Raw genomic sequence first — 13,212 nt, 5'->3', positions numbered from 1 at the left:
TCGTATGCGGTTGTCTTTCGTAAAAAGTTTGATGTTCCTTTTGATCGCCTTGTTGTTTGGCGGTTGTGTTTATGATGGAACGGATGACGAAATGGATTACTTGCCCATTGATGATTCGCAGTACCCTTATGCGGGTATTCCCCGTGTGGTTATCGAGACCGAAAATTTTTCTCAGATCCGGGATGTTGAAACGGAATTCCCGTCGCGGCTCCAGATTTATGGCGATTCGGCTCCGGTTAGCGGTGTCTATAAGCTGACTGTTCGTGGCCGCGGAAATTCAAGCGCCAAGATGCCCAAGTACGGGTTGAAACTGGAATTTGAAGACAAGGTAAAAATGTTCGGCATGCCCAAGAATAGGGACTGGGCCCTGATCGCCAATTATGGGGACAAGACTCATTTGCGGAATTTTATGATGTCCAGAATTTCGGAATGGCTTGGGGCGAGATATACTCCCAAGATGCAATTTGTAGAGCTTTATCTAAATCGCAAATATATGGGCCTCTACCTTTTTTCTGAAACCGTAAAGGTGGGCAAGAACCGGGTGAACATCGAAGAGAACGATTCTACCTTTTTGTTTGAAAAGGAAGACAGTAAAAAATTGGATCCGCCTTATGTGACCACGAATTTGGGATACACATTCCATGTGAAGTCGCCCAAGAATATGACGGAAAAGTCAGAAGCGCTGCTGACGGAACACCTGAATGAATTTGAGATTTTTATTCATGGCGGTCACAATGGTTATTCTGATACCATGAGCAAATGGATTGATATGGAAGATTATCTGCGCTACTATTGGGTGCAGGAATATTCAAAGAATGAAGATGGCTCTTTTGCCCGCAGCGTTTATATGACTTGGTCGAAGGGAGGCTTGATTCATTTTGGCCCCCTGTGGGATTTTGACCTGGCTTTCGGCAATGCTTCCTATGATCAGAATAAATCTGCCGATGGTTGGTACATTCGTTCTCAACGCTGGAACCGTCTAATTTTCAATGACTATTACGTTCGGTTGGAAGCGCAAAAATTCTGGGAAGATCACAAGGAACTTTTTTATGACTTGATCGATAGCGTGCCCCTGTACCGTAAGGGAATCGAGAAGGCTATTGCCAATGAATACAAGCGTTGGCCCATTATCCGCAATACCGAAAACTGGGCTTTGAAGGAACCGTATGATTCTTACGATGAAGCGGTTGAAGCCATGGTGAAGTGGATGAAAGAACGGTACGAATGGATTGAAGAACATTAAAGATCAGAACGTTTTTTCTACATTTGGGCCATGCGAAAAATCTACATGGCAGGAATGAGTCATAAGGTCGCGGATATTGCTGTCCGCGAGAAGTTCTATATCCCCATGGATATAAAGACCGAAACTCTCCAGCGCAAACCTTTTGATGAACTTTTGATTCTTGCCACCTGTAACCGCACTGAATTTTACGTGGCCAGCGACAGGGAACTTGAAGAAGGCGAACTGGTCCGCTACATTTGCGGATTGGTTGGACAGAAGTTTGAAGACTTCGGACAGTTCTTCTATGTGAAGTGTGGTGACGATGTGGCCCATCATGTGATGAACGTGTGTGCGGGCCTGGATTCCGTGGCCGTGGGGGAGGACCAGATCCTTAACCAGATTAATCGTGCTTACGAAACGGCTCACCAGCTTGGGGCTACAGGCAACAGCCTGAATAAGCTTTTTCAGAGTGCCATTCACACCACCAAGCGCATCAAGACCGAAACCAATTTGAGCAAGCTTAGCTGCAACATTCCCTTTTTGGCCATGAAGCAGGTCCTTAAGACTTTTGACGATCTTGAAAACCGTTCGGTCTACATTATCGGCCTTGGCGAAATGGGTTCCCTGATGTTGAAGTATGTTCAGGAATATACGACTCACATTTTTGCCAGCAGCCGCACTTTTTCTAATGCCGAAAAGTTTGCCGACGTGTTGACTCCTGTTCCGTTTGAAAACCGCTACGATGTGGTTGGAACGTGCGATGTGGTCATTCTATGTAGCGCTTGCCATGACCCGATTATTACCAGGGATGAGTACGCTGCCGCCTTAAAGGAAAAGTCCCACTTGGTCATCGACTTGGGAAGCCCCCGTAATGGTGAAGCCTCTATTGGCGAACTTCCGGGCGTTACCTATGTCTGCGTCGATGAACTGCAGAAAGTTGTGGATGAAAACCGCCGCCTCCGCGTTATCGAACTGGAGGCCGCCCAGAAAATCCTTCAGGAAGGTATCGAGGAATTTTTGCAGTGGTACCGCATGGATGATGTGGCCAAGCTTATTAATGTCCAGGCCGAAAAGATGATGCGGATGGCTTCCGAGGAATCTGAGAAATTGCTCCGCTCCTTGCCGAATTTGGAAACTGCGGAATCTGAAAAAATTCAGATGATGTTTGAACGGTTCGCCAAGAAAATCGCCAGCGAGTACCTCTATAAGGTAAAGGACAAAAATTCTCCTGAAGACGTTCAGAAGTATTTGGAATGCCTTTGCAACGTGTCATCCTGAGCGTAGCGAAGGATCTAGCAGAAGGTTTTGTAATGAAGCTAAGAATCGCGACCCGTAAGAGCGCCTTGGCGCTTGCCCAGACCACCCAGGCTGCCGATGAAATCGTTGCGGCCAACCGCAGTTTTTTCGCTGACGAAAAGGTCGGTGGGAATTGCGCCGATGGTGGGGACTGCGCGGGCCTCTCATACGAACTGGTTTCTATGACTACTGAAGGGGACCGTCGTCTGGACAAGTCCCTGGCAAGTTTTGGAGGCAAAGGCGTTTTTATCAAGGAACTTGAAGTGGCTCTTCTGGAAGGGCGCGCTGACATTGCGATTCATAGCCTGAAGGATATGCCTGCCGAAGTGCTTCCCCAGTTTAAGTTGGCTGCCGTGTTAAAACGCGAAGATCCCCGTGACGCTTTTTTGGCCCGCGGGGGTGTCGCTGGCATCCGCTTTATGGACCTGCCTGCGGGAGCCAAGGTTGGAACGGGTAGCATTCGACGTGTCGTTCAGCTGAAGGCCTTGCGCCCGGATTTGGAATACGTTCCCATTCGCGGAAACATCCAGACCCGCATTTCTAAGCTGGCCGAATTGGACGGTGTAGTCCTTGCTGCCGCCGGCTTGAACCGAATGGGTTTGGCGGATCAGGTGACTGAATATTTTAGCACCGGACAGATGCTCCCTGCCAGCGGCCAGGGCATCCTCGCCATTGAAACCCTGCGCCAACCCGAAGAGCTGTGTGTCGAAACGATCCTCTCCCGCGTAAACCACGTTCCCACCTTCTGTATTGCCGTTGCCGAAATGGCTTTCTTGAAGGCTCTGGATGCAGGATGCCAATTCCCTGTGGCAAGTTTTGCAGAATTTGAAAAAGACGCAATTGGTGATGTACGTACTTTGAAAATTCGCGGTATCTATTGGGACGAATCTTCCTCTCGTTTGCTTCGTGCTGAAACGTCCCGTGAAATCCACATGAATGAATCCAATACGCTCGAAGAATCCAAGGCTTTGGGCGTTGCCCTTGCGGAACTCATTAAAAAGCAGCTGGCTGAATAATAAAAGATTTTACGTCCTACCATAAATTCTAAATTTTAATACGGAATGAAGAATTTTGGAAAAGTTTATTTGATTGGCGCAGGCCCCGGTGATCCGGGTCTGTTTACCTTGAAGGGCAAGTCCATTTTGGAACGTGCCGATGTTGTGGTGTACGACCGTTTGGTTTCTCCGGCAATTTTGTCTTTTTGTAATGCAAGTGCCGAAATGGTGGATGTAGGCAAGATGCCTACTCATCACAAGGTTAAGCAATCCGAAATCAATAAACTGTTGGTGAAGTTTGCCCAGGGAAAGCCTGGTGCCGTAATCGCCCGCCTGAAAGGTGGTGATCCCTTTGTGTTCGGTCGTGGTGGCGAAGAGGCTTTGGAACTGATTGATGCCGGTGTGGAATTCGAAGTGGTTCCCGGTATCACAAGTGCCATTTCTGTGCCCGCCTACGCAGGCATTCCTGTAAGCCATCGTGGAATTGCTACCAGCTTCCACATTGTTACCGGCCATGAAAAGCAGGAAATGCAGACGTGTCATTCTGAGCTATACGAAACTAAGAACTTTAGTTCTCAAGTTGAGTTATGCCCTTTGGGTAGAAGCACGAAGGGCGGAGTCGAAGAATCTAGCATTTCTGGTCTCGATTTTCCCGCTCTTGCCAAGTGCCCTGGCACTCTGATTTTCTTGATGGGCATTTCCAATATGGAAATGATTTCTCGCCGTCTGATTGAATGCGGTAAGGATCCCAAGACTCCTCTGGCTTTTATCGAAAAGGGAACAACCCCCTACCAGCGTACCGTTATGTGTACCTTGGAAACCGCAGGGGAGACTATCCTTCGTGAAAACGTAACCGCTCCTGCCATTACCATTATGGGTGGCGTAGTGGAATTGGGCAAGATTCTTGCATGGCGAAAGAACTTGCCACTTTCGGGTAAGCGTCTTGTGGTGACCCGTGCTGCAAAGCAGGCTAGCGGCATTGCGGCCAAGCTTAGCGCTCTGGGTGCCGAAGTCATCGAAACTCCCATGATCGAGACACGCACGCTATGTGAAGAATCTAGCAAGGTTGTTTTAGCAGACCTTTCAAACTTCGATGTTCTCGCTTTTACCAGCACCAACGGCGTTGATTCCTTCTTTGAATTGTTGTTCAGGGCGGGTCTGGATATTCGTTCTCTCGCCGGAAAGAAAATCGCCAGTGTTGGGAAGATTACCGAAAAGAAATTGTTGGAACGGGGTATTCGCTGTGATTACGTTCCCGAAGACCACACCGGCGAAGGATTGGGCAAGCTGCTTGCCGCCATATGTCATTCTGAGCAAGCGCCGCGCGTCGACGGATCCCGTCTTGACGAATCTCGTATCCTCCTTCTCCAGGGAAATCTTGCCGACGATACCATCCTGAAGCTTTTGCCGAAGGCAACCCGTTGGGTGGTTTACGAAACCCTTCCTGTGGCCACCTTGCCCGACTGGAAGCGTGAAGCCGTTGCCGGCGCCGATGCCGTTGTATTCGCCAGCTCCAGTGCCGTGGAAAATTTCATGAAGGTAACCGGATGCACCGCTGCTTCCGAATCTCGTGTTGCGCCGAAGCTGGCCTTCTCCATCGGTCGCCTGACCTCTGCCACCGCCAAGAAGTACGACTTTGAAGTTGTGGAAAGCGAAGAGACTTCCATGGACTCCTTGGTCAAAAAAATTGCGGAGTATTACTCTGTATGAAAGTCGTTCTGATTATCGCCCATAACTGCATCCGTCCGGGAGCTTACCGCGGTTTTGAAACTGTTCTTGACCGCCTTCGTAAGGATATGCCTGACGCTCGTATAGCAAGTACTAGCCTTGTGGATTTGGATAATGATTTGCGTGCTATCTTACGCGAGGATGTGGAATCCGTAACCTTGTTGCCTTACTTGCTTTTGAACGGTCAGCATTCCAAGGGTGATATTCCCGCCATTGTTGCCGCAGCCCAGAAGGACTTCCCACAGATTCCCATGACGCTTTTGCCACCCCTGGGAGAATGGGACGGCTTTGCGGATATGGTGGTCAATGGTGTTCGTCGTGCGAATCGCGCCGAAGCACAAAAGGAAAATCAAGCTCATTCCAATTCCAGCCTTTTCGCTATTGAAATGAATCTGGAAGGTAAAAATGTGCTGGTGGTGGGCGGTGGCCGCATAGCCCTTCGTAAGGTAAAGACCTTGCTTCCTACAGGAGCTCGCATTACGGTGGTGGCACCCATGTTTGATCCTGAGTTCAAAACTCTAGAAGTGCCGCAGAATTCTCTTACGACTGTAACTCTGGAAGAGCGTCCTTACGATGTTCTGGATCTTCGTTCTGTTTCTATGGTATTCATCTGTACGGATCAGCCGGCAGTAAATGCACAAGTCAGTAACGATGCGCGAGCCCGCCGCATTCTGGTGAACAACGCTTGCGATTACCTGGACGGTGATTTCATTGTTCCCGCCCGAATGGACTTTGGTAAAAACATCACCGTAACCGTTTCCACCCAGGGCCGCGCCCCGAGCCTTGCCAAAAAGTTGAAACAGAAAATTCAGGCAGACTGGAAAAAAGACCTAGAACAAATTGAAAAAGAAAGCTGTGAGCTATGAGTAATGAGTTTTGTGCTAAAACAAGGCGCCCTCGGCGCGATTATTAAACCTCATACCTTTAATCTTTAACCTTAAAACTTTAACCTATGATTATCCGTCCTCGTCGTCTTCGTCAGAATACTACCATCCGCAACATGATTGCGGAAACATCCGTTAGCCCCGATTGCCTCGTTTACCCCATGTTCGTGGTAGAAGGGGAGGGCGTCAAAGAAGAAATTCCCAGCATGCCCAACCAGTTCCGCTTCAGCATCGATGAACTGCTGAAGGAAATTGAAACCTTTGGACCTTTGGGCTTGAAGTCCGTGTTGCTGTTTGGTATTCCCGACCATAAGGACGAAATGGGCTCCCAGGCTTATGATGATGATGGTATCGTTCAGCGCGCCACCCGTGCAATCAAGGCCAGATTCCCGGAAATCTACGTGATTTGCGACGTCTGCCTTTGCGAATACATGAGCCACGGCCACTGCGGTATCATCAAGGATTGCGATGTGGATAACGATCCCACCTTGGAACTTCTGGCGAAGACAGCTGTTTCTCAGATTGCTGCCGGCGCAGATATGGTGGCCCCCAGTGATATGATGGACAGTCACATTACCGCCATCCGTGAAGCTTTGGACGAAGCTGGTTTTACCAACGCTCCCATTATGGGTTACAGCGCTAAGTTCGCCAGCGCCTATTACGGCCCCTTCCGCGATGCCGCCGATTCCGCACCCCATTTCGGCAACCGCAAAACTTACCAGATGGATGTCCGCAACATCCGTGAAGCTATGCACGAAGTGGAACTGGATTTGGAAGAAGGTGCCGATATCGTTATGGTAAAGCCGGGTCTTGCTTTTTTGGATGTGCTTCGCGGTGCTGCCGAAATCAGCAACGTCCCCGTAGCCGTCTACAACGTCAGTGGAGAATACTCCATGGTGAAGGCCGCTGCAAAGATGGGCTGGATCGACGAAGATTCCATCATCCGCGAAAATATGATTGCATTCAAGCGTGCCGGCGCCGACATCATCATTACCTACCACGCCAAGGAAATCCTGGAAAAGGGACTGCTAGGGTAGAGTGCTTGTTGTCTAAAAATGACTCTACTGTTTTCGCAGGGGCGTTTTTTTATGCAGGAAATAATAAATAAAAAATTTTTTTGTCTGGAAAAAAATAAACTTACTTTTTGTAGACAAAATCATTTTTTTTTCTTACATTTACCGCGTCTTTTTTTAAAAGGAGTGAGTATGAGTGCTCAGTTTAGTAAATATGCAGTAGTTGCATCTGCTGTTATTTTGGGATTGTCTGCTTGCGGTGATGAATCTACCGTATCTGACGGAGGATCTAACGTCTCGATTCTTGACGAGAAGCTTGGTGAATGCAGCGAAAGCAACCAGGGCGCAATGGCCTATGTGACTGATTCCGCTGCCCTGTATTTCTGTGCTGATGGGGAATGGGTTCCCCTGAAGGGCCAGGATGGCGAAGACGGCAAGGATGGTAAGGACGGCAAGGATGGCAAGAATGGCGCAAGCTGTACTGCCAAGGTCGTTGATGACGGCGTCGAAGTTAGCTGCGATGGCAAAGTCGTAGGCACCATCAAGAATGGTGAAGACGGCAAGAATGGCGAAAACGGCAAGAACGGCGAAGACGGCAAGAACGGCGAAGACGGCAAGAACGGCGAAGACGGCAAGAACGGTGATAAGGGCGACAAGGGTGACAAGGGTGATAAGGGCGACAATGGCGACAACGGCACCAGCTGTACAGCCGAAATCATTAATGAAGGCATCGAAGTTAGCTGCGATGGCGAAGTCCTAGACACCCTCAGGAACGGCAAGAGCGCCTTCGAACTGGCTGAATCTGAATTGTCCTTGGAAGACTGGCTTGCCAGCCTGAAGGGTGATAAGGGTGACAAGGGCGATAAGGGCGATAAGGGTGACAAGGGCGACAAGGGCGATAAGGGCGAAGATGGCCTTTCCTGCTCTGCATCGCAGATCGAAAATAATGATGGCACGAAGACGACGACCATCACTTGCGAAACCGCCGAAGGCGAATCTGCCGAATATGTGGTGAATGACGGTAAGGATGGTGCCAGCTGCAGCATCAGTGACAAAGGCAATGGTGTCGTGAAACTTATCTGCGGTGACAATTCCGTCAATCTCAAAGAGCCCTTGTGCGGAAGCACTCCCTATGATCCGGAAGAATGGATTTGCCTTGACGACGATGAACTTCTTCAAAATAATGCCTCCAGCACAGCAACCTCCAGCGCTGCACCAGCCTACTCCAGCGCGGCCGCTCCGATAATCTCCAGCGCATCCTATTCTAGCGAAGCTGCTCCTAGCTCTAGCGCATCTGTTCCGAGCTCCAGCGCTGTACCGGAAGTATTTGAATACAGCTCCAGCGCGGCCGCTCCGATAACCTCCAGCGGTGCAGCCCCCTCCTGTGAAGAGACTGTTAAGGGTACCTATACCGATACTCGCGATGATCATGAGTACAAGACTGTGACCATCGGTGATCGGACATGGTTTGCTGAAAACATTCAATATAGTGCTTCTTCCGTCACGACAAAAGTACATACTAACGGTGTACAACTGCTTTATTACGGTGCAAATGGTGTTTGCCCTGAGGATTGGCGTTTGCCGTCGAGGGCTGATTTTGAGGATCTAATCGCTCGTGCCACATGTGGGGGAACCGGCGATCCGTCCAAAGTTTTGAGATCCACGACATGGGACGGAACTGATGAACTGGGATTCAGTGTCGTTCCCACAGGTAATTGTGGATCGAGCGATTGTTGGAATCCTGACAAGTATACGGCATTCTGGACGACTGATGCTAATCCGGTGGCAACAAGTACGTATTCCACCTTGGCTTTTGACTATGCTGATGATGACCCTAATAAAGGAAAAATGTCTTTTACTGAAACTAAGACAGCTTATGCAATATCCATCCGTTGCGTAAAGGATAAAGAATAACTGTTTAATTCTCAAAAGCCCGCTGGTTTTAGTGCCGGCGGGCTTTTTTTACTACTGGTTTCAAAAAAAACTCACCCGCAGTATATAACCGCGGGTGAGATTTTTTTCTGAAAGAAATCTGAATCTTAGGGCTTTGGGATTGCTAGCTTTCTGATCTGTTCTTCGGTCAGACCGGAATAGGCTACAATCTTTTCCATAGGCTCGTTTTGATTAAGCATCCTGCGGGCGGCTTTCTTGGCAGCCTCTTCTTCTTCCCTGAGAACGTCGCCGACAGTCTTGTAATTGGGACGAACGAAATCCATCTTGAATGCCTCCATAAAGTTGGCTCTTAACCATCCTTTCAAATATACATCCATCTGGTACAGTAAGTCAAGGGCTTCCGATTTGGGCAGTTCCCTGTGGATTCGGTCCAGTACTTTAGAGAATGTCTCCCGAGAATTGTCTGGATTCCAGATGTACTTCATGGCGCAGATGAAGGCTGCAAGGCGCGCCCCGAATCCGTTCAGAGATTCGTCAGAAACCTCCTTCACGTTCAGCAGGATGCACTTGAAGGGGAGCAGGTACCTCTGGAGTTCCTTGGGGTACGCCTGCAGCTTTTTAAGCGGGTCCCAGTTGTCCTTGCCATTGTAGAGGATGATTGCCACGGAGGGAATCCCCTTTTCCGCATTGGCCTTCAGCTAGTTTTCCATCAGATAGTAGTGGTACTTGCGGAGCTGATCCATGACGCCATCGTCGCTGGAGGATTTTGTAATCGCCGGGAACCTGCCCTCGGGTCACCTCCTGAATTCAAGGGTGACCTCGGTTTAGATTGTTGTAAAGAAGGTGCCAATCCAAACTGCGGAAAATGCAGGTTAAAGGTTGAAGCTATGTAAAAAAAATCTGCATTCGCAGATGAATACGATATATGAAAAAATCTGCACTCGCAGATAGACGGAATATATGAAACTTAGAACAAACTGTCAAGCGAGATGCTGCAGAAAAATCATGAAGTTTTTTGATGCACAACTGTAAAATCTTGGGGATGCTTAAAGTTCATAATTCCTATATTGTATCCTATGAATCATTCTGTTAGTGAAAAACTGTTTGCTGAAGCAAAGTCCCTGATGCCGGGTGGTGTCAATAGTCCTGTTCGAGCCTTTGGAAACGTGGGGGCAACTCCTCCCTTTATCGCTCGTGCCAAGGGTAGCCACATCTATGACGTCGATGGAAACGACTATGTGGACTATGTGGGTTCCTGGGGCCCCATGATGTTGGGCCACGCTCACGATGCCGTTATCAAGGCTGTTGCCGAAACGGCTCAGAATGGCCTTAGTTTTGGCGCACCCTGCGGTCTGGAATCTGAACTTGCGAAATTGGTGATGCAGTTGGTTCCCAGCATCGAGATGATTCGTATGGTGAACTCCGGTACCGAAGCTACCATGAGTGCCATCCGTGCTGCCCGTGGCTTTACCGGGCGCGATAAGATTATCAAGTTTGAAGGTTGCTATCATGGTCACAGCGATAGCCTGCTGATCAAGGCCGGCTCCGGCATGCTGACTACGGGCAAGCCCAGCAGTAAGGGTGTTCCCGCAGACCTTGCCAAGTATACTTTGACGCTCCAGTACAATGATGTGGCTCAGGTTCGCGAAACTTTCAACGCCATCGGTGGTGAAATCGCAGGCGTTATCGTGGAACCGGTGGCTGGCAACATGGGCGTTGTTCCTGCGACTCAGGAATTCCTCCAGGCTCTTTCCGAAGAAACCAAGAAGCATGGCTCCATCCTGATTTTCGATGAAGTGATGACCGGCTTCCGTGTGGGTGTTCATTGCGCCCAGGGCCTTTACGGCATTAAGCCGGATCTGACCACCTTCGGTAAGATCATTGGCGGTGGCATGCCGGTGGGCGCTTATGGCGGCCGCCTGGATGTGATGCAGCAGATTGCTCCCTTGGGCGGAATCTATCAGGCTGGTACTTTGTCAGGTAACCCGGTGGCCATGGCTGCGGGCCTTGCTACCATGGGCGAACTGAGCCGCAATCCGGAACATTACACTCGTGCGGAACAATCCACGACGAACTTGTTAAAAGGCCTCAAGGCTGCTGCCCAGGAAGCGGGTCTCCCTATGACCACAAACCAGGTGGGTTCCATGGGTTGCGTCTTCTTCACTGATGGTCCTGTAAATTGCTTCGCAGATGTTCAGAAGTCTGACTTGGAACTTTTCCGCAAGTATTTCCTGGGAATGTTGGATGAAGGCATTTACTTGGCCCCCAGCCAGTTCGAAGCCATTTTCGTCAGCTCTGCCCACACTGATGCCGACATCGAAAAGACTATCGAAGCTGCCCGCAAGGTCCTAAAAGCACTTTAGCTTAGGTTTAAATCACTTTTTTTGAAAAAAGACTGCTTTTTGAACTATTAAGAACTAAATGTGTTATATTTATAACATAATTTTATGATTAATAGGAGATTAAAAATGAAAAAGATTGCTCTCGCACTTGCTGCTATGGGTTTGGCAGCCATGTTTACTGCTTGCGGTGATGACTCTTCCTCTAGCGGTGGTAAGATTATATCTTGCGACATGAAGACTGAACGCGTTTTTATGGGTGAAACCCTTACTTCGCATTCCTGTGCTGAAATTTCTTCCAATGCTGTTGCTGCTGATGAGTTGGAAAAAAGCTGTGTAGGTGCACCGGATTTCGGAATTACAGCTACTAAGGGTTCTGGCTGCGCCGGTGGCGAAAAGAAGAAGTGCGATTCTCCTGACGGAAGTGGTGCTGTGTACTTCTACGACGCTGATGCCGCCGACTCCAGTTGTGATAAACTCTTGGACGGTGAAGACTAATAATTAGTCTTTCTAAATCAAGTTTCACATATAAAGGTTTCCTGATGTCAGGAAGCCTTTTTTGCTTTTAGGGTAATAAAACTAGACTTTTATTTCTATCTTTTTCCCCAAAATTTGAAAAACTCCTAGGAACTTATATGGAAAAGAAGACGAGCGTTTTTACTAACGGAATCATTTGGTTTGGTGTAGCCATCTCCGTTTCTGAAATTGAATGTGGTATCGAGATTGGGGCTTCCAATACCCCCGATGGTTTGTGGCTCCCGCTGATTCTTGGTCATGTCTTGGGCGGTATCATGCTGTACTTTGTGGGACTTATCGGTGCCAGGGTCCGCTTGAACGCCATGGAGACTACGGCTTCCACTTTTGGTAAGTACGGTTCCAAGTTTTTTGCCTCGTTGAACTTGCTGCAGCTTATTGGCTGGATTGCAGTTCTGAATGCCCAGGGTGCCATGGCTTTGGCGGGTTTGAACTTGCCGGTTTCATTCCCGTTGACTTGCATTATCTTGGCTGTGCTTATTGCGGCCTGGGTTTTTGTGGGGCTTCGCCGTACCCAGAAGATCACCACGGTGGTCATGGGCTTGCTGGCCGTTCTTTTGGTGGTGCTTACCGCGAAGTTCTTTGGCCTGGGTGGTGCCGCGGCTACGGTAGCTTCCAGTGGAGCAGCCTCTAGTCTTCCTACCTTCAATTTCTGGACGGTCTTTGAGATCTCCATTGCCATGCCCCTTTCCTGGCTGCCGGTAATTTCTGACTATACCAAGGACGTGGCTCGCCCCAGGGCGGCAACTGCGGTTTCTGCCATTGCCTATTCTGCCGCCAGCTTCTGGATGTACTTTATTGGCCTGCAGATTGCTGGTCTTGGTGTAGGGACCAACATCGCCCAGGCAATTCTTTTGGCTGGCATCGGTATCCCAGGCATTCTGATTGTCGCCCTTTCTACGGTGACGACCAACTTTTTGGCCGCCAACTCTGCAGGTGAATCGGCCAAGGCCATTGTGGGTAGGCTGAATCCCAAGGTTACGGGAGTTGTGGTTTGCGCCCTCAGTACGGTTCTTGCTATTTGGGGAATCGTGGACCACTACATTCATTTCTTGTATCTGATCGCTTCTGTATTTGCGCCCATGGCGGCTGTTCTTCTGGTTTCGTTCTTCTTTGTGAAGGAACATCTCGAAAGAAAGGGTTTTTGGATCTGGAATTTGTTTGCCTGGCTGGTGGGTTTTGCATCTTACCAGCTGGCTGTAAATACTGGCTTTGATGCTGTTGGTCCCACTTTGCTTGCGGTTGCAATTTCTGCAGCACTGACATTTGCTGCAAAAATCAAGAAGTAGTTTTTTCTATATTTTTATC

General features: G+C 49.0%; 11 protein-coding genes. 10 read left to right on the top strand and 1 reads right to left on the bottom strand.

Translation table 11 applies throughout. From position 1 onward, the window contains the following. Positions 1 to 4: 4 nt before the first annotated feature. The 7 genes from B7992_RS04825 to B7992_RS04795 all read left to right on the top strand — a co-directional run bounded on the left by B7992_RS04825 (position 5) and on the right by B7992_RS04795 (position 9,052). Positions 5 to 1,243, top strand: coding sequence for a CotH kinase family protein (locus B7992_RS04825; protein ID WP_158236636.1), 1,239 nt, complete (start codon positions 5 to 7; stop codon positions 1,241 to 1,243). A gap of 30 nt (positions 1,244 to 1,273) precedes the next feature. After that, the gene (gene hemA, locus B7992_RS04820; protein WP_088665694.1) at positions 1,274 to 2,500 is read left to right on the top strand and encodes a glutamyl-tRNA reductase; all 1,227 of its coding nucleotides are present in this window, start codon (positions 1,274 to 1,276) and stop codon (positions 2,498 to 2,500) included. Between the two features lie 32 nt (positions 2,501 to 2,532). Further along, positions 2,533 to 3,534, top strand: a complete 1,002-nt coding sequence (gene hemC, locus B7992_RS04815; RefSeq protein WP_073235435.1) for a hydroxymethylbilane synthase — start codon at positions 2,533 to 2,535, stop codon at positions 3,532 to 3,534. A 45-nt stretch (positions 3,535 to 3,579) separates the two neighbouring features. Then, a complete protein-coding gene (cobA, locus tag B7992_RS04810) occupies positions 3,580 to 5,223 on the top strand; it encodes a uroporphyrinogen-III C-methyltransferase (RefSeq protein ID WP_088665693.1) in 1,644 nt (547 codons plus the stop codon). Continuing rightward, positions 5,220 to 6,107 (top strand): NAD(P)-dependent oxidoreductase, encoded by an 888-nt coding sequence (locus B7992_RS04805; RefSeq protein ID WP_088665692.1) that lies wholly within the window; start codon positions 5,220 to 5,222, stop codon positions 6,105 to 6,107. Before cobA ends, B7992_RS04805 begins: the two co-directional genes overlap by 4 nt. Before the next feature lie 86 nt (positions 6,108 to 6,193). Further along, positions 6,194 to 7,162 (top strand): porphobilinogen synthase, encoded by a 969-nt coding sequence (gene hemB, locus B7992_RS04800; RefSeq protein ID WP_088665691.1) that lies wholly within the window; start codon positions 6,194 to 6,196, stop codon positions 7,160 to 7,162. Positions 7,163 to 7,330: 168 nt separating this feature from the next. Further along, positions 7,331 to 9,052: an FISUMP domain-containing protein gene (locus tag B7992_RS04795; RefSeq protein ID WP_176421855.1), complete on the top strand. Its 1,722-nt coding sequence runs from the start codon at positions 7,331 to 7,333 to the stop codon at positions 9,050 to 9,052. A 125-nt stretch (positions 9,053 to 9,177) separates the two neighbouring features. On the opposite strand, the gene B7992_RS04790 is transcribed toward B7992_RS04795, so the two are convergent. After that, positions 9,178 to 9,696: an Rpn family recombination-promoting nuclease/putative transposase gene (locus B7992_RS04790; protein WP_088665689.1), complete on the bottom strand. Its 519-nt coding sequence runs from the start codon at positions 9,694 to 9,696 to the stop codon at positions 9,178 to 9,180. A 411-nt stretch (positions 9,697 to 10,107) separates the two neighbouring features. Between B7992_RS04790 and hemL the strand changes: the two genes are divergently transcribed. From hemL to B7992_RS04775, 3 genes are all read left to right on the top strand, one after another. Beyond that, positions 10,108 to 11,394 carry a glutamate-1-semialdehyde 2,1-aminomutase gene (gene hemL / locus B7992_RS04785; RefSeq protein WP_088665688.1) on the top strand — a complete coding sequence of 429 codons (1,287 nt, stop codon included), beginning with the start codon at positions 10,108 to 10,110 and terminating at the stop codon, positions 11,392 to 11,394. A 105-nt stretch (positions 11,395 to 11,499) separates the two neighbouring features. Continuing rightward, positions 11,500 to 11,868 (top strand): hypothetical protein, encoded by a 369-nt coding sequence (locus B7992_RS04780; RefSeq protein ID WP_073159381.1) that lies wholly within the window; start codon positions 11,500 to 11,502, stop codon positions 11,866 to 11,868. 137 nt (positions 11,869 to 12,005) lie between these two features. After that, complete coding sequence (locus B7992_RS04775) at positions 12,006 to 13,193, top strand: cytosine permease (RefSeq protein WP_088665687.1); 1,188 nt, start codon at positions 12,006 to 12,008, stop codon at positions 13,191 to 13,193. The last annotated feature ends 19 nt before the right edge of the window (positions 13,194 to 13,212 follow it).

Origin of the sequence: Fibrobacter sp. UWH1 (assembly GCF_002210365.1) — a bacterium.
Taxonomy (GTDB): Bacteria; Fibrobacterota; Fibrobacteria; order Fibrobacterales; family Fibrobacteraceae; genus Fibrobacter.
Note: the sequence above shows the minus strand (reverse complement) of the source record. Positions and strands in the feature narration are given on the sequence as shown.